We start from the raw sequence: 17,090 nt of genomic DNA, 5'->3' as shown, positions 1-17,090 counted from the left end.
ACGGGCACCACCTCCACCCGGCAGCCTGCCAGGCGAGATCAGCGCGCCGGCCTACGGGCTATTACCTCGCCAACCATCTGCGTCACGGCACTAGCGCGACTCGGCTCGTGGTGTCGAGTTCGGCGACTCGTCGCCAGCGAGGTGCGGCCATGTCGAGTGGATCAGCGGCGGCTTCGCCGCTGCTGGTCGCCACCGGCACTCGAGCGGGCCGATCGAGGGCGCGCAGCGCCTCGGTCAGCGCCTTGCGCGCGTTGGCCTCACGCGCAGCGCTGGGCAGCCACACCAGCACCGGAGTGGTGATGCCCGTGGTGTCGGCCAGGCGCTCGTACCGGGCGAGCTTGCCCGCCAGCCGGGATAGTTGCTCGGTGCCGAAGTCGAACTCGACGAACCACTCGACCTCCCGATGGCCCTCGCGCCAGCGGCCGTAGCCGTCTGGGGTGACGATGTCGCCCCAGTGTCGGCCACAGCGCGCGGCGGACCACCACGCGGAGAGCTTGCCAGTGGCCCCGGGCTCGCGTGCCCGGCGGATCAGAGCGGTGAACAGACCGTTGCAGCCCACGGTGTGTGCCAGCTGCAAGGAGAAGGCACGCCCGATCTCGCGCTCACGGCTGAAGCCCAGTTGCCTGGGGTCGACGCCCTCTTCCCGGGCGAGGGTGACCGCACCGGCGGTGTCGAGGACGTAGTACATCGGGTGCGAGCCGCGGTCGCGGTGCGGCTGGAACCGGTTCACCACGCCCCATTGATAGAGGTTGCGCAGGCGCAGGTTCGCGGCACGGCGCCCGGTGAAAGCGATGTCGATGATCTGGGTGCTGGTGAGCACGTGGTGCTCGAACAGCATCCGGCACAGCCACCGGTCCCGGTCGGTGAGATGCCGAGCCAGCCATGCGTGATGTTCGGCAGAGTTGAGCACCCGCGGGACGGGACGTTCCGGCCGGTGCGAACGCAGCTGCCGCTGCGGTGTGGGATTACTGACCATCGTGACGCGAACCTCCAACTACGCTGGACGCGGGATTCAGGCCGCGCGGCGGGGATCGAGCGCCACCGGCTGGACAGTCTCGGCAGGTGACGGTGTGTTCCGGGGCTTGGCGTTTCTCCTTGCGAGTCGACGGATTTCTTTGGCACGTCCCGGAATCGCAGGCGGGAGCTTCTCGGTGACCGCGGTGAACGGGGGAGCTTCCTCGCTGTCGAGGACCAGACGCGCGGCGATGTGGAACCGGCCGAGGTTCGCGAGGTCGTGCTCGGAGAGACGAGGTGTCGTGTGCCGGGCCAGGTGCCGTGCGTCCTCGGGCGAGGCGGAGAAAATGATCTTCGACCGGGCGTTGGTGCTGATGCCTTCTTCCAGTTCGCGCGGGAGCTGGCGCAGATATTGGTGTGCGAGCGTCATCGACAATCTGTAGCCGCGGGCCTCGGCGAGCATGTCTTCCATCGGATAAGCCAAATTCAGGAAGTTGTGACACTCGTCGATGTAGAGCGAGGCATCGCGGCGGTCGCGTTGCGGAATCCGAGCACGGCGGGTCGCGGCCTGCCATGTACGGGCCACGACGATCGACCCGATCAGCCGTGCGGTATCCATCCCGAGCGCGTCCTTGCCCAAGCGCACCAAGCAGATACGACCATCGAGCACCTCGTCCATGTCCACGGTGGACTCGCCACCGGCGAGGGAGGCCCGCACGAACGGGCGCAACAGCAGTCCGCGGAGCTTGTTCATCAAGGGCGCGACGACCTGTGCCCTGCCGGCGTCGGACAGATCGTCGTACCAGGTCCAGAACCCGGTCAGGACATCGTCAGAGATCTGTTCGAGCGCGCGATGCCGGAAGGCGGGCACCGTGAGCAGCTTCGGCAGGTCGGTCAAGGTGGGCGTTCCGGGCAGTTCGCGCAGGGTGAGCAGTCCCGACCGCAGGATGTCCTCGGTGCGTGGGCCCCAACTGGAGGCGTAGACGTGGGAGAAGATCGAGACCAGGTTGTCCACCGTGCGAGCGGTGTCGTCTCCCTCGATCGGGTTGAGCACGGGCGGGCGGGCACGGCTGTCGGCGTCGAAGAGCACGACCTTCTCTCCGAGCCGCGAGGGCAGCCGCATGAGGGTGTCGGTCACCAGGTCACCCTTGGGGCCGATGACGACCAGCCCTCGGCCTGCTTCGGCGTCGTCGAGGATCATCCGGGCCATCAGCTCACTTTTGCCGGAACCGGTTGCTCCGAGGATGTGCAGATGGTGACGGGCGTCGGCAACGCGCAGGCCTATCGGCCGGGAGTGGCCGGAGTCGGTGATCCCGATCGGCTTGATACCGGGGCCCTCGGTGGCGATCCCTGGTGGCGGCGGGACGGCCTTCGCCCCGGCGCGCTGCAAGCCGGGCACGGCTTCGTCGGTGGGGACGTGTGCCAGCGCGGCTATCTCCGCGATCGAGAGCAGATCGCCTGCTGCCAGCCGCCGCTCGGCCACTGCCCGCACCGGGTGCGCGAGCCGGATGCGCCGGTAGTAGTTATGCTCGCTGTAGGCGGCGAAGGCACTGGCGATGGCATGTCCGCGCCCGCGGAGGTGCTCGCGCACCGGGACGCGCTCCGCGCCGGTGGTGTGTTCGTCGACCAGGGTGGCCACGGCATACCGGATGCGGGTCTCGTACTGGGAGCTGTGCTGCTTGGCCACAATGGCACGATCCTGCGCGGAGTTCTCCAGAGAAGTCTGGTGATCGGTGATCGGCTTCTTCGCCGCCTTGCTGGGTTTTCGTGACCCGGTGTGCGGGGTGAGCAGATCCAGCAGTCGACCCGCCAGCTTGACCGAGCTGCCGGCGCGGACTCGGCGGGCGGCTCGGCCGGCTTTGCGGACACGCGCGCCGGTAACCGGGCGAGCGAGGATCTGCACCACGGCACGTTCGTGGGTGGCGAGCCCAACCGGTGCGCCCAGCAGCGCCCGGACTGGATCAGCCGGAAAGTCGGATCGGATCGGCAGGGCCTCACTCCGGGCCAGGCGCAGTTCGCCACCCGCGGCCTCGACCGCTTTCCCCGGCGGGTTGGACAAGGGGATTGGCGGCTTGGCCGGCATGGTCCGGGTGTGTACGCCGGGCCAGGCGGCTTCGATCGCACGTTCGGCCATGCCGGGTGGCACGCTGCCTGGCAGCCACAGCCGCAGGGCGACTCCGGCATGGGAAAACACGTACTCCCACACGACGTGCGGCTGGCCGTGCACCCGGCGTTTCCAGCCGGGGCGCAACAAGCCGACCAGATTGGAGTACAACGCCGCGGCACCGTCCGGATCCACCGTGGGCGGAGCCAGCACCGTGACGCCCCGGGCGTCGGCGGCAATCCGGTCATGGCATCGGCGCGCCCACCACCGGCGCCCGGCCAGGACACCGGCGACCATGAGCGCAAAGACCGGACCGGCGACCGGCCCGTACGAAAGCGCGCCGTCGCGCAGCGCGGCGACGACGCCGCGCACCGCGGCACCAGGATCGCGCAGATAGTCCTGCAACGGCGAGGCGAGCACCTCCGCCAGAGCGAATACCATCAGAAGTCCCCTATCAAGCAAGGAAAGACGCAGACGGGTCAGGCTGCATTTCGTTCGGCTTCCGCAGTGCCTGAGTGGCTCGGCTGCCTCGGCGCTCCGGTCCCGAAATCGGGCACGAGATGCAGATGGCGGCGCCGCTTATGAGCCCGTTCGGCGTCGATCTCGGCCTGCCACTCGGACAATCGCCGCCCGCCCATGCGCTTGAGGAACTGTGGGATGCGGTTCGCGGGAACTCCGACCAAGCGTGGACCGAGGACCGCCAGCAGATCCGAGGCTTCCTGCGAGGACCAACCGGCTTCGGTGATGGCGTCCTCGTTGGGAAATACGTCGGCGACGCGGTCGCGGTCTGGGTCGATGAAGGAATCTTCGCGACCGCCGTAGCTGTACACCCACAGGAAGTTCTCCGGCGGGTCCGGTTCTATCAACCTTTTGAACCGGCGAACTTCTTTGGTATAAGCGTAAAACGTCACCTGACGGCACGCGCGCATAACGCGACACCACGCCAAAGTGTAGGCATCGCTGAAGAAATCCCCGGCGTCGTGCACCCTGACGAACTTCCCGGTGAGGCGCGGCGCCGACAGCTCCCGGATCATCGCAGCCGTCCAGCCAGGCAAGTCCTCGAGGACATACGTGAGATTGGCGGTATGTTTGGCTTTTACCGCAGGGAAGAGGTAAGTCCCGTTGCGGGCATAGCAGATTCGTGCGCACGCGTCGGCTGCCGCGCAGGTAATCTGCGTCCGCCCGTCGGGCAGTCGGGCAGCGAGCGCGGGCAACGTCCAGTTCCAGACTCCGATCGCGCGCATCTCCCGGTTCTGCGTCAACAACCGGCTCGGTCGCGTCGGAACCTTGTTGGCGCTGGAGGAGGACGACATACGACACCTCACAAAACGAAAGCAGGCAAGCAAAGAAACAAAGGACAGAGACCCGGTCCGTGGCGGCACGTGTCATGCAGCGATGTCGATGCCGAGATCCACATACGAGCTGTCGTCGGTGCTGGTCTCGTGTTCTGTGTAGGTCGCCAGCTCGGCCGGATGTGTTGTGATCAGAGTGTTTTCCTGTGGCGAGGCCAGCGACTGGAAGGCGACTCGCTGTGTCCCGGTGGACAAGAGGCCTTGACCCTTGTCGGCGGAGATCAGGAACTGTTTCTCACCCTCGGACAGGTTGAAGGTCGCCACGATCTCGTCGATCGCCTGCGTTGCTTGGCGTAGAAGGATCTGTGTGGCGGCGTTGGCGATGATCGCCTTACCCAGTTCGGTGCCGAGGATGTCACCGACGTCTTGGGTAGCGATCGTCAAGCCCGCCCAGTGTTTCCTTGCTGCTTTGGCCATCCGGTGCAGGAACCGCGCTCCGGCTGGGTCCTGCATGAGCAACCATGCTTCCTCGACTGTGATCAGCCGCGGTCGCCGGATGGCTGGGTTGGACACCCGCCGCCACACCGTGTCCAGCGTGAGCAGCGTCCCGATCGGGCGTAGCTCGTCGAGCAGATCGCGCAGGCTGAACACCGTCAGGCGCCCTTCGGGCCTGGTCGTGGTCGGCCCGGAGAACATCGTGGAGAACGCGCCCTCGACGAACGGGTGCAACCGGGCGCCCAGGTCCGCGGCGACCGGGTCGGCGGTGCTGGTGAGGATTGTGGCGAGGTCGGCCAGCAGCGGAGCCTGCCGGCCCCAGGTCCGCGGGTCACTGATGATCCCGGCCTGGCGGTAGGTGTCCATGATGGCCCGGTCGAGCACGGCTCGTTGCTGTGCGGACAGTTCCGTACCGAGCAACACCCCGATGACGGTGTGCAGAAACAACGCCCGGCGCGTCAGTGCGTCCTTGGGGGCGGTGCGCCGCCCATCCGGCCGCGCGGCGATAGGCAGGTCGAACGGGTTGATGCGAACATCCGGGTCGCCGAGACGGATGTAGGTGCCGCCGATGGCCTGGCACAGTCGCTGGTATTCGTCCTCGGGATCGATGATCGACACCTCGACCCCGCGGTACAGGCTGCGCAGGGCTTCCAGCTTCACCAGATAGGACTTGCCCGCGCCGGACCGCCCGAGAACCACCGCGTTGTAGTTGTCCGCGGAAAAGCGGTCCCAATGCACCAACCCCTGACTACCGACGTTGAATCCGTACAGCACACCGGCCGGTGCGGCGACGCTGGCCGGGTCGGTTGGTGGAAGGTCCGGCGAGGTGAAGGGAAACGCGGCGGCCAGCGCACTGGTGTCGAACGTGCGGCGCATACCGATGAGGTCCAGTGCCAGCGGCAGGGTCGACACCCAGCCCTGCAGTGACCGGTAGGTGGTCGGCTGGGCGTTCATCAGCAGCGACGCCGCGAGCGCCCGAACGGCGGCGACCTGCCTGCCGAGATCGTCCTCGCTTGTCGCGTGCACAGTTAGGTACAGGCCGAGCCGGTACAACTTGCCTTCGCCGCGAGCGACACGGGTGGCGAGGTCGTAGGCGTCTTCGGTAGCGGCCTCGACCATCGGGTCCAGCAGCCGCCCCCTCTCACTGGTGTGCCGGCGGCCTGACTCCAATTTGGATAGCTGGCGCTTGAGCCGGTTGGCGGCGGTGACCGGATCGGTCGGTTCGATGTGCAGCGACACGTCAACGCGGCCGGGATAGGACAGCAGCGGCTGTAACCATCCCGGGTGGACTTCGCGCGGGTAGCCGGTGATCGCGAAGGACGCGACCCATTCGTCGCCGATCTCCAGATGGCGACGCCCTTCGGAGAGCGAGTCCGGAGTGAACGCACCCGCTTCTCCCGCATGCGTCCTGCGGCCTCGAGCACGGCTGAATTTCCCGTTCACAGGTCACCTCCCTCCCAGTCATCAAGAGCCGTCACCTCTGGCTTCGCGCCGGTGTCGAGCTCTCGCTGACCGGCCGTGCTCCGGTGCCGGACCGGCGGCTCGTCGTCGGGATCCGAGGTGACGGTGGTGATCACCTCGTCCGCACCGGCCAACCCTGCCGACGGCGGGATCAGGCTGTCCGGGTTGCACGCCGTGGCCAACACAGCGGTGGCTTGGCCCGCATCCAATGGCGTGACCGTGATCCCAGCGGGGGCAAGCAGTTCGGTCGCCTCGCCCAGGCGCCGCACGAGCCGGGTTTCCGCGGAGCGCCGCGCGGTTTCGGTGATGTCCCCAGCACGGCCACGGGTGCGCCGCGCGCGTAGCACGGCAAGAGGTGATGCGCCGCCAAGCCCGTCGTTCGGACCAGCGGGGCGGGCCGGCTCGCGGAGCACCAGCAGCACTTGGCGGCGCAGCAGATCCGTGGAGCGACGCAGCTGGTCGAGATACGTCGCGTGCTCCTGAGCCGCCGCTTCGAGCATCGGATGCGGCAGACCGGGCGCGGCCTGGCGCAGGTCGTTGATCTGCTGGCTCAGGTCCAGCCGTTCAGCCCGGATGAGCACCTGCACCGGCGCGGAGATCGAGTGCAGATACCGGCCGAAGGACGCGACCAACGCCTCCTGTTCACCGGCGGTCCGGAGCGCGAAGTTGATGGTGCTGGCCACCGCAACCATCGCGACGCCGTCCGTGCCGAGGTCGATGACACCAGCCTCGGTGACTCCTTCCGCAGGCAGTCGTAGCGCTGCTGGAGATACCTTCGAGTCACCTGCTGCACCGGGTGCGGTGATGCGGCTGGCCAGCCACTCCGGCGCGGCCCGTACCCCTTCGGGAGCGGCGACTCGATGGCGGGGTTGCAGCCGCTGGCGGATGGCTGCGAGCACGAGCCGGTCAAGACTTATGCCGTCGCGCTGTCCCAACGTCAGCACGGCCGCAGTGACTCCGATCGGGATCGCGACGATCAGGAAGATCGGCAGTGGCACGACACCTCGGGCCAGGGTCCAGGCGCCGTAGAGCACGATCCCGGTCACCGCAAGGATCGCCAGCTGCCGCGCGGTGAGGTTGGCCAGGACGCGATCTTCGCGATCGACGTCTGACGGTATCCGTACGGTCATGGCTTCTCACTTCCGCGGGGCGGGGACTTCGGCGGTGGCGGGGTCGGCGCCCGGAACGCCATCGGCGGCACGGACGGCGTGCGAGAGCGGGCGTCCCCAACGCGCAGCTCTGGCTGCGCGGCCCGGAACACCGGCGCCGCGGGTGGCCCGGACGGGGGTGTGACCGGCCGGACGATGTGGCTCGGTTCCGGCGCTGGCGGCTGGAACTGTAGGTGCGGCGGAACCGGCGCCATCGCGACCGGTCGAGCCGGGGCGGCGCTGCCGGAGCGGCGCGGCGCACCGGGCGAATGGAACCGGGGCGCCGCCACGGCCTTCCTGTGCCGATGCCGGGAGGGCGCGGGGACTGTGGTCGCGGGCTTGGACGCGGAGCTAAGTTCGGGCATGACAGGTCCTTGGGAGGCTGGGGTGAAAGCCGGGTCGTGGGTGGTCTCCTGCGGACCGGGCTGCAGAAACTCCGGTCGCTGCGAAGGCGGCCGCAGGTGCCGGGCCGCATGGGCGCGGTCGGCGTCGTAGGCCGCCTGCAGTCGTCGGTTCACCGCAGCTGGTGTCGGCGCGATCCGCGGCTGGGCAGGCCATGGCGGGTCGGCGGCAGCACCACCTCGATCCCCGCCGCCTTTCCCGCTATCGGCGATGGCGCCGGCTTTGCTGAACCCGCCGGGCTTGCCGGCGACCATCCCGAACGTTTTCGCCGCGATGTATGCCTTCGCCAGCCCGCCGAGGAAGGAGCGGCCGGTGCCGAGTTTGGTGGCGGAGAGGAACCAGAACGGGATCTTGAACAGGATGTAGAGCAGTCCGAGGACGGCGAAGAGCATCATCAGTCCGCCGCCGATGGAGGTGAACAGCTTTGTGCTGCCGTTGAGGAAGGTGTTGACCGCGACGAGCAGTGTGAGCGACTGGGCGATCTCGATGCCGAGCGTCGCGCCCGTTGCTCGCCAGCCCCAGCGGGCGATGCCGTCGGTGTGGGGAAGGGCGTGGCAGGCGACCCACAGCGGGGCGGAGACGGTCAGGATCAGCGTGAGGATCACTCGCACCACGTAGACCAGCAGGAGCGCGATCACCGCGATGACCACGACGACCTGCAGCAGGATCACGAACAGCCCGCCGGATGCCATCGCCGAGTAGGCGCCGCCGATCGATTTGGTCAAGTTGTCGCCGAGTTGTGGCGGATCGACTCCATCGGTGAGAACCGCGGTGGACAGTGCGTTGGCGAACCGGATTGCCTTGTCGATGAGGAACAGCGACAGCATCGAGGCGAAGAAGGAGACGATGAGCCGGGGCGCGATCTCCTTGATCGAGTAGCGGCTCTGGACCGACTCGTGCGACATCACGATGATGCCGCCGATCATGATCAGCCCGCTGTAGCAGGCCAGTACGATCAGCCAGGAGTTGTTCCACAGGTTCGCCACCCCGGGCAGCGAATCCAGTGTCGGCGTCGTGAACGCGGTGTCGCCCAGCAGCTTCAGAAGCGGGTCGAGGGCGGACTTGACCAGCTCGCGGAACACCGCGTTGATGGCCTTGTTGATGCAGCCTTCGATGCTGGTGATCCCGCAGTCCGGGGCGTCACCGTCAACTCCCGGACCGGGCTGCCCAGGGGGAGTGGCAGGCGGGGGAGTATCGGGTTGCGGGATACAGCCTTCGCCGGCGCACGGCGTGCCGGTGACCGTGCTGGGAGCACTGCTCGGGGCGCAACCGATCTGCCCAGGAAAGCAACTCGTCGGAAGCGGTAGTTCGGTTATCGGCGGCAAGGGGGTCGTCGGGGCCGGCGGACGGGGTGACCCGGGCGGGAAGTGACATGTTGGGTCCGGTGAATCGGGTGTGCACGTGTTTTCCGGCGGATTGGTCGGCAAGGGCAGTGGCGGTTGCTGCACGACGGCGACCGCGGCTTGCTGCGCGTTGCGAGGCGTGAGCGTCTCGGGCGAGGCCCAGGCGCCGACCGCCAGCAGGCAGCCGAGGATGATGGCCACGCCGAGAGGTAGCAGTCGTCGCGGGGGACGGTGGGTGGTGCCGTCTGGGACGGGAGGGGCGAGCAGGACCCGCTCCCAGTGCTCCCGGGTCGCGGTGCGCATGCCGGCCTCACCGCGATCGGGTGCGAGCACACAGGGACGTCGGGTCTCGGCCATGACCTCAGGCCCCGACAATCCCGCGCAGGATTTCCACGGCGAGCGGTGCCAGCGCCGCCAATCCGTAGCCCCATGCTGCGTTCCTGAAGCATCCTTTCGCTTTCTCCGTTTCGCCGGGATTGCCGCCTGCCAGCAGGTACCGGACTCCACCGACGGTCAGGAACACCGTCGCCAGGCCGGCCAGGATCCCGACCAGCCAGTTTCGGATGTTGGTGAAGACCTGATCGACGGTGGTCGCGAGGGCGACGACGTAAGTGGATGCCTGCGCAGAATCCGCGGCGAGCGCGTTGAACATGACCGCGCTGGCGACCGCCATGGCGACAGGTCGGCACACCGCCGGCGTCTGTGAGGTCCGATGACGTGGCCGTGCGCCACTCGCGGTTGCTGTCCGCTGCGAGTGGCCGGCGGCGTTCGCTCGCGGCTGTGAAGGTTCAGGTGCGCTCGACGCAGGTGAGCGCGATGGCGCGGTGGTGTGCTGGGTCTCGGGAAGGGGTGTCACGCGCATCGGCGCACCTCCGAAGTCGGCTGTTGCCCGGCGGTACGCGGAGAGCTGGGTGGGGTCTCCCCGCACCCCAAGAGGCCGGATTTCGGGTCGTTTTTGGACACCAAGCGTGAAGATTTCTTTGAACCGGCTGGTCGTCCGTTGCGGCGGCGGCCGCTCACAGCCCGTGACGAGTCCTTGTTGGCATCGCTATGCGCGGAGTTCTCGCCGATGGCGAGTGCGGACAGTGCGGCCTCGGCGACGGGGTCTTCGGAGTCCTGGTTCTCTGTGCGGTCGGCCAGCCATGACACGAGCCGGTGCTCGGCTCGCTGGCGCGCCTTGTACGTCGCCCAGAACTCGCTCTGGTGCGCCGCACCCCAGTCGGTCAGTGACATCTCGCCCAGTCGGGTCGCCGAGATCAAGTCCGCCTCGGTCGGCGTCAGGACTCCCTCTCCAACCGCGCGTGCGAGCACCAAGTCTGGGTGCCCGCTCGGCGGAGGAGGAGCGACGGAGTGATCGTCCGTGTCCACAGGCCTCGGCGCGTCAAGAGACTCCTCCAACGCCGCCTGCCCGGCGCGGCGCGCGGCGAAATGCAGCCGGACGACGATGCCGGGATCGGTCAGGTCGACGGTGGCCAGCGCATGAATGAACCCGGTGAGGACAGCCGCGTGAACATCGGCCCGATCACCCCGATACCGCGCGGCCAGCCACCGCGCGCTGGCAGCCAGAGAGAGCAATGCCATGCCCACGCAGGCGACCGTCCAGGCACCTCCATGAGCACGCGAGCGCACCACCAGATGCGCCCACACGTCGTCCCGGGTGCGCGGCGGGCACTGCTTGCTCATCAGCCGGTCCCGCAATTCGTCCAGTGGTACAGGCCGCTGCGGCAACCCGGCGAACCGCGCCCCGTGCACGGCCATCGGCTTCGGCCCGGTCACCAGCCAGCCGAAGGCATCGCGCGCTGTGTCCAGCGGCAGCCATTCGTGCCCTTCGTGGTCGTGGCGAATTTCCTTGAAAGCACTCTCGTCGTGCGTCATTTCCCTGCTCCTGCTCGGTCGCTTGCATCGACCACGCCAGGACGCCAGAACGGCAACAAGAAAAGGACAAGGAAAGAACAAGGACGATCACTTTAGTAGCGGATCCTGCTGCTAAAACAGACTTCTGTAAGGTTTCAGAGGAGTGGCCTCGACCCGTCTCGGTGGTCGTTCACGATCCGCCTTAGTAGCTGTTGACCTGCACTTTAAGTACTTCTTAGTAGGTGCGCTCGCCGATTGCGCGAAGAACCAGCTAGGTGACTCGGTTCGAGGCTGCGGCATCCCAAAGTCCGTCCAGGCTGCCATTGGCCACGGGGTACGCGAGGAAGCTCACGCTCTCCGTGTTCCGTTCCCTTGTGATGGATTCGCCTATTGTTTCGAATGGAACAGGCGGCTCGACTTGGCGAGTTTCGGGGGCGCGCTGAGACGTTATCGAGAAAGTCGAGTTCTTGGTGTCCAAAATCGGCCCTGAAACCGGCCTCTTGGGGTGACTTGGCAGACCACGCCGACCACACCGCGAGGAAGGCCACCGATGACTTCAACACCTCACAACGAGCCTGGCCGACGTCCCCATCGAACGCCACATCACCGGAGGCCGACCCTGCGGGGCACCAGCCAAGTCCGGCGCGTGACCTCCCGGACAACCACCGCTGGCCGTCTCCGGGCGACGCGCCCTACCACTCTGTGGCCCTTCGCCGATGCAGAGGCGCTCCCCGGCACCGCGTTGCTCGCCGGATGGCTCGGCCGCACGATCCTTACTCTCGTCACGACCTACACCCGCCCTGGCGACCGTGTCCTGCTGCTCACTCCGCCGACGCCAAGGCGTACGCCCGGTCGACGGCAGGACGGCGACCCGTATACCGGACTCGCCGAGGCGGTCTGGACTGTCGCCCGCCTCGGCCGGGGCGCGGACACTGCGACCGCCGTCGCCGCGTCGGAAGACCTGAATGTCGACCCCGACCCGTCCGACCACGGTGGCGCCGAGTCGGGGTCGCGTCCCCGACCCAGTCGGCTCGGCTTGCATCCAGTGGTCGATCCGAACACCAACTCCACACACCCGCGCGGTCGCGCCGGAGGCCGACTCCGTCGCGGATTCGATCTGATCGTCACCGCGCTCGATCCGCACGCCACCGACTGGCTCGGCCACACCGACTGGAACGCCCTGCTCACCCCTCGCGGCCTCACCGCAGTGGTCACGCACAGTGAGTCGAACTGTGGGCGGTTGCTCGATCCGCACCCCATCTTGGCGAACACAATGGGTAAGCACGGTTTGCGATGTCTCGACCACATCGCCGTGCTCACCGCACCGACCCCGGAGCCGGTAGACAGCCTCGCCGCTGCCGGGCGGACCGGACCCACGGTGGCACCGCGCGGACGATCGCCACACGCAACCGGCCCCGAGGCGCTGCCATTTCGCTCGGTACACCACGACCTGGTTCTGTTCCGGCAGATGTCTCTCACCGCCGCGGAGGCTGGCACGAAGGAGACTTCGAATGTCTAAGCGCACTGACAAGTGGCCTCCTCGGCCACCAGGACCGGTTCTGGCATCCGTGTGGCCGACCGGGACGACGAGCCTGGCGACCCAGTTGGACGAGGCCGGCTATCACAACGCGACCGGAACTGACCCGGCACTGATGACCCCGGCGATCGCGCGCCACGCCATCGCGGCGTTCACCCAGCCCGGCGATGTGGTGCTCGACCCGGACTGCGGCGCGGGGACCACCATTGTCGAAGCGCTGCGGTTCGGGCGGCACGCGATCGGGCTGACCGGGCAGCGGCGCTGGTGGCAGCTGGCGCGGACGAATGTGACCGCTACGAAGGCGCGCGGTGTGTTCGTCGACGGCATGGTCCTCGTCCTTGACCGGCGTCCCGGTACGGCCGTCGCCGCCGCAACGGCGGGACTGATCGGACGCGTCGACCTCTTGCTGACCACGTTGCGTCCAGCCGGCGCGACCGGCGACGTCGATGGTGCGCTGGACCGGCTGCGAAACCTTCTCGCGCAGTACCGGCCGCTGGTGCGTCCCGGCGGTCACGTGGTCGTCACCTGCGCTCCGCGCCGGCACGCCGTCCGGCACGACTTGCTCGACGTTCCCAGCCTGATCGCCGAGATCGGCAACGCCGCGGGACTGGCACCGGTCGCGCGCTGTCTCGCAGCTACCGCCACGGTGAAACGTGGCCGTACCTATACCCACGCGACTCTCGCGCAGCGGCGCGCTGCGATTCGAGCGGAGCGCACTCTCGAGCACCCGATCGCTCTGCCGACGCACCATACGGTTCTCGTGTTCCGGGCCGATCCGGATGGCGTTGGTTCCGTTCTGGCCAAGCCGATCTCGCCGCCATCGACAGTGCCGCTTCGGTATCGGCCGGCTCCGCGCGCCAGTTGGGGTACGCCGGATCTGACTGACGGCATTAGTGCGTTCGCTGACCTCGACGAGGTGGCGGTGTGAACCAGCGAGCGGCCAGCGCTGCCCGTGAGGAGGCGACGCTACTCCGTGCCTGTCGAACAACTCGCTCTGCTGTTGGCCGCCGAGGAGCGTCGAGCGAAGTCATGACATTGCGGTCCGAGTCCGGACTCGGACTCGGCCGACCCTCCACTGTGGGCGGTTCGCGCTCCGTCGATTGCCGGCCTGCCGGAAGGTCGGACGGCCTGGAGTGTCGAGGTTGAGCTTGAGGATCGTTCCCGTCACCTTCCGCCAGGCGTGCGAGTTCATCGCCGCACATCACCGGCATCATCGGCCGCCGCGCGGGATGAAGTTCGCGGTGGGCGTCGCTCACGAGACCGAACTCGTCGGCGTCGCGATCGTCGGGCGACCTGTTGCCCGCCACCTCGACGACGGGGTGAGCGTCGAGGTGACGCGCACCTGCACGACCGGGACTCGGAACGCCAACTCCAAGCTCTATGGAGTCTCGTGGCGCGTCGCTCGAACACTCGGGTTCCAACGCCTGATCACCTACACACAAGAAGGTGAGAGTGGCGCGAGTCTGCGCGCGGCGGGGTTGCGTCCGGTCGCGGACCTTCGGCCGCGTCCAGGTTGGTCCACTGTGTCCCGCCCACGTGAGTCGCGCGGTGTGGATGGGATCCGGCGGACGAGGTGGGAGATCCGGGCGGAGCGATAGTTCACGCGATCGGGTGGGTCGTCCGGTCCGGCCAGGTTTGCCTTGTGCGCCAGCTGTTTCAGCTGGTACAGCTGGCGATCGGCCGACACTACCGCGCCTGATCAGCTGATCCGTTGTCACAAGCCCGCGCGTCTGCGGGTGCCGGAACCGTCCGGTGTCGCAGACGTGACAGGGCTGAGTCGTGCTGCCCGCATCATTGGAGGAGGTGAATTGTTGTGACGGACGACAGTCCGCGCGTGAGCACTTCCGCGCTGGACTCCGCCGATGGCGGTGCCGCGCTGGCGGCTTCGATCCGGGAGCTCGCCAGTGCGATCCGCGCGTTGGCGGCACACGCGCCTCGCGATCCCGACGCGCTGCTGACAGCCGAGGACGTTGGAGCGTTGCTCGGCTTGTCGCCGAGGTCATTGAAGGACCGGGCCGCGGCTGGGGTGTTTCCGCATCGCCGGTTCGGCAAGCACTACCGGTTCAGCCGGGAGGACGTCGCGGAGATCGTGCAGGTGACGAAGAGCGAGGTGCGTCCGTATCGCGGTGGCATGCGTGCGGCGTGAGCGTCGGCCGTTCCGTTCAGTCCCGGGGTGATCCGGGAGTCCGCCGTAGGAAGAGAGTGTGTTCGACATGGCCTATGCGCAACCGACTGGCGGTAGTACGCCAGGGTGGCGTGCTCGGTTCAAACGTCCTGACGGGACGTGGGGGAGCCGAGCCGGGTTCAACTCAGAGAAGGCCGCCGAGGCGTGGGGTGTGGAACAGGAAGCGCTGATCCGGCGCAACCTGTGGCTGGACCCGCGGGAAGCGGAGATGTTGTTCGGCGTATTCGCCGAAGAGTTCATGGACGCCGTCGGTCCGCGGCTGGAGCCGACGACGCTGGCGAAGTACCGGTCCTTCCTGGACAACCATCTGCTTCCGCAGTGGTCGTCGTGGCCGCTGGCGGGGATCTTCAACAGCTACGTGGAGATCGAGAAGTGGCTATCGGAGTTACACGAGGACTACGCCGACTCGTCGGTGGCTTCGATCTTCTCGCTGTTCTCCACCATCCTTGGTGCCGCGGTGAAGGCCCGGAAGATCCCGGCGAACCCGTGCGCCGGCATCCGAGTGACCTCGGGTGAGTTCGAGATCGAGAACCTCGTCGCGACGCCGGTGCAGGCACTGAGGGCGTCGATGCGTCTCTACGAGAGCGGGCTCGGGCTCGCCGGGTTCGTGCTCGGGTTGCTCGACTTCTACACCGGCTCGCGCTGGGGCGAGCTGGTCGGCCAGCAACGCCACGAGTACGACACCGAGGTACGCGCGATCCAGATTCGCGAGCCCTTGAAGGAAATCGGTGGACGTTTGTTTAAGGGTGGCCGCCGGGTCGACACCTCGCGGCTGGCTGATCTCGGTCCGCGGCCGACTCGTCCGGTGACACCGAGGCGACAGGGCGGCCGCACGAAGAAGGGCCGGACCAAGACCCCGGCTGGTACGCGAAGCGTTGAGCTGCCGCCGAGTATCGCGGTCTTCTATGAGGAGCTGATGGACAGCCACAGCTTCCCGTTCGTGCTCTGCAGCGCCGAAGGCGCGCCGCTGCGGCGGTCCAACTTCCGCAACCGGTACTGGCGCCCGGTTTGGGACGGCAGTGACGCTGAACACACGCGGTCGGCGGAAGTGGTGCAGCCGATCCTGCCGACCTTCACCTTCCACGAGGGGCGGCACAGTCACAGCACCTGGCTTGCCGAGGACGGTATCCCCGAGGTTGCCCGTCGGGCGCGGCTGGGTCAGAAGATGAAGGGGATCGCGAGGGTCTACGACCACGTGACCCCGCTGATGCGTCGTCAGATCTTGCAAGCGCTGGAGACCCGGTGGATCGGCTCGTTGGTCGCGCTCACCCCGAGTGAGCGGACGAAGCTGGGAGAGTGGTTCCCGCACCTGCACGCCACATTCCGTGACGGGCAGTTGGAGACGGCCCCGAAGGCCATCGCCTTTTCATCGCCTTTTTACGACTGAAGCCCCGCCCCTCCGAGGAGGAGCAGGGCTTCTGACCTGCGAAAACAGATGGTGCGCGATACTGGGATTGAACCAGTGACCTCTTCCGTGTCAGGGAAGCGCTCTCCCGCTGAGCTAATCGCGCGAGGTGGAGACGGGATTCGAACCCGTGTACACGGCTTTGCAGGCCGTTGCCTCGCCTCTCGGCCACTCCACCGTGTCAGGCCCGAGAGGGCCTTCCGAGCGGATGACGGGATTCGAACCCGCGACCCTCACCTTGGCAAGGTGATGCGCTACCAGCTGCGCTACATCCGCACATCCTCGGTTTGGATGGGAGATCAGATCCTCGCGGTTCTGCCTCTCACCCCGTCGCCGTGGTGTGTGTGAACACTATCGAACCGCGAAACCGCCCTTGCAACCGGGGTGCCACTTGCTGTTCGCAAGCCCGTCATCAGGCCAGATCGTTGGGGATCAGGTGGGTCAGGGCGTCGTCGACGTCGACCCACAGGTGCTCGTTGCCCGGAAGCACGACATCGTAGGTCCGGTCGAGGAAGTCGGCCAGTTCCTGAGCGGACGCCTCGAACATGGCGTGCCCGGAGGGCGAGTTCAGTTCGATGAGGACGGACTCGGGGTCTTCGACGGAGGGGCGGATGCGTACGTCGCCGTCGCCCGCGTCGGCCAGAAGGCCGTCCGCGAGGAGGTCGCGCGCGTAGACCCACTCGACCCAGCCGGCACGGCCGGTGCGGAAGGCGGCCACGACCGCGTACGGGTCGCGGGTGTCGTATCGCAGTTCCACCTTGACGGGGACCGCGGGCGTCCGCGGCGCCAGGAGGTCGAACACCGCCGTCGAGCGGAGCGTCACGTGATCGTTGCGCATCGTCCTACCCTTCGTCTCCTTCCCGGCCCGGTCGAACCGAGTGGCGATGATGTGACGCGTCGGCCGGCCGAT

General features: G+C 67.5%; 14 protein-coding genes and 3 tRNA genes. 5 read left to right on the top strand and 12 right to left on the bottom strand.

Going from position 1 to position 17,090, the window contains the following annotated elements; genetic code table 11:
• Window positions 1-82 precede the first annotated feature (82 nt).
• From ACZ6DT_RS12765 to ACZ6DT_RS12730, 8 genes are all read right to left on the bottom strand, one after another.
• The gene (locus ACZ6DT_RS12765; protein WP_465592972.1) at window positions 83-976 is read right to left on the bottom strand and encodes a replication-relaxation family protein; all 894 of its coding nucleotides are present in this window, start codon (window positions 974-976) and stop codon (window positions 83-85) included.
• 36 nt (window positions 977-1,012) lie between these two features.
• Window positions 1,013-3,499, bottom strand: coding sequence for a type IV secretory system conjugative DNA transfer family protein (locus ACZ6DT_RS12760; RefSeq protein WP_465592970.1), 2,487 nt, complete (start codon window positions 3,497-3,499; stop codon window positions 1,013-1,015).
• Window positions 3,500-3,537: 38 nt separating this feature from the next.
• Window positions 3,538-4,371: a GP88 family protein gene (locus tag ACZ6DT_RS12755; RefSeq protein WP_465592967.1), complete on the bottom strand. Its 834-nt coding sequence runs from the start codon at window positions 4,369-4,371 to the stop codon at window positions 3,538-3,540.
• 72 nt (window positions 4,372-4,443) lie between these two features.
• Window positions 4,444-6,288 (bottom strand): VirB4 family type IV secretion system protein, encoded by a 1,845-nt coding sequence (locus ACZ6DT_RS12750; protein ID WP_465592964.1) that lies wholly within the window; start codon window positions 6,286-6,288, stop codon window positions 4,444-4,446.
• Window positions 6,285-7,436 carry a PrgI family protein gene (locus ACZ6DT_RS12745; protein ID WP_465592961.1) on the bottom strand — a complete coding sequence of 384 codons (1,152 nt, stop codon included), beginning with the start codon at window positions 7,434-7,436 and terminating at the stop codon, window positions 6,285-6,287. The genes ACZ6DT_RS12750 and ACZ6DT_RS12745 overlap by 4 nt, the downstream gene beginning before the upstream one ends.
• On the bottom strand, window positions 7,433-9,502 hold the full coding sequence (locus tag ACZ6DT_RS12740; protein WP_465592958.1) for a hypothetical protein: 2,070 nt from the start codon (window positions 9,500-9,502) through the stop codon (window positions 7,433-7,435). The genes ACZ6DT_RS12745 and ACZ6DT_RS12740 overlap by 4 nt, the downstream gene beginning before the upstream one ends.
• Window positions 9,503-9,560: 58 nt before the next feature.
• Entirely contained in the window at window positions 9,561-9,872 is a 312-nt protein-coding gene (locus ACZ6DT_RS12735) for a pilin (RefSeq protein ID WP_465592955.1), read from the bottom strand.
• A gap of 179 nt (window positions 9,873-10,051) precedes the next feature.
• Window positions 10,052-11,074: a hypothetical protein gene (locus tag ACZ6DT_RS12730; RefSeq protein ID WP_465592952.1), complete on the bottom strand. Its 1,023-nt coding sequence runs from the start codon at window positions 11,072-11,074 to the stop codon at window positions 10,052-10,054.
• Window positions 11,075-11,795: 721 nt separating this feature from the next.
• On the opposite strand from ACZ6DT_RS12730, the gene ACZ6DT_RS12725 reads away from it, so the two are divergent.
• From ACZ6DT_RS12725 to ACZ6DT_RS12705, 5 genes are all read left to right on the top strand, one after another.
• Window positions 11,796-12,572, top strand: coding sequence for a hypothetical protein (locus ACZ6DT_RS12725; RefSeq protein WP_465592949.1), 777 nt, complete (start codon window positions 11,796-11,798; stop codon window positions 12,570-12,572).
• Entirely contained in the window at window positions 12,565-13,518 is a 954-nt protein-coding gene (locus ACZ6DT_RS12720; RefSeq protein WP_465592946.1) for a DNA methyltransferase, read from the top strand. The genes ACZ6DT_RS12725 and ACZ6DT_RS12720 overlap by 8 nt, the downstream gene beginning before the upstream one ends.
• 220 nt (window positions 13,519-13,738) lie before the next feature.
• Window positions 13,739-14,188, top strand: coding sequence for an XF1762 family protein (locus ACZ6DT_RS12715; protein WP_465592943.1), 450 nt, complete (start codon window positions 13,739-13,741; stop codon window positions 14,186-14,188).
• A 236-nt stretch (window positions 14,189-14,424) separates the two neighbouring features.
• Window positions 14,425-14,736: a helix-turn-helix domain-containing protein gene (locus tag ACZ6DT_RS12710; protein ID WP_465592941.1), complete on the top strand. Its 312-nt coding sequence runs from the start codon at window positions 14,425-14,427 to the stop codon at window positions 14,734-14,736.
• Between the two features lie 190 nt (window positions 14,737-14,926).
• Window positions 14,927-16,162, top strand: a complete 1,236-nt coding sequence (locus tag ACZ6DT_RS12705) for a tyrosine-type recombinase/integrase (RefSeq protein WP_465592938.1) — start codon at window positions 14,927-14,929, stop codon at window positions 16,160-16,162.
• A 49-nt stretch (window positions 16,163-16,211) separates the two neighbouring features.
• On the opposite strand, the gene ACZ6DT_RS12700 is transcribed toward ACZ6DT_RS12705, so the two are convergent.
• The 4 genes from ACZ6DT_RS12700 to ACZ6DT_RS12685 all read right to left on the bottom strand — a co-directional run bounded on the left by ACZ6DT_RS12700 (window position 16,212) and on the right by ACZ6DT_RS12685 (window position 17,018).
• A tRNA-Val gene (locus tag ACZ6DT_RS12700) sits at window positions 16,212-16,286 on the bottom strand.
• 1 nt (window position 16,287) lies between these two features.
• A tRNA-Cys gene (locus ACZ6DT_RS12695) sits at window positions 16,288-16,358 on the bottom strand.
• Between the two features lie 25 nt (window positions 16,359-16,383).
• A tRNA-Gly gene (locus ACZ6DT_RS12690) sits at window positions 16,384-16,456 on the bottom strand.
• A gap of 136 nt (window positions 16,457-16,592) precedes the next feature.
• Window positions 16,593-17,018: an SsgA family sporulation/cell division regulator gene (locus tag ACZ6DT_RS12685; protein ID WP_005159130.1), complete on the bottom strand. Its 426-nt coding sequence runs from the start codon at window positions 17,016-17,018 to the stop codon at window positions 16,593-16,595.
• Window positions 17,019-17,090 lie beyond the last annotated feature (72 nt).

Source organism: Amycolatopsis sp. NPDC041971 (genome assembly GCF_055588925.1).
This window is presented reverse-complemented; position numbering and strand designations above follow the sequence as displayed.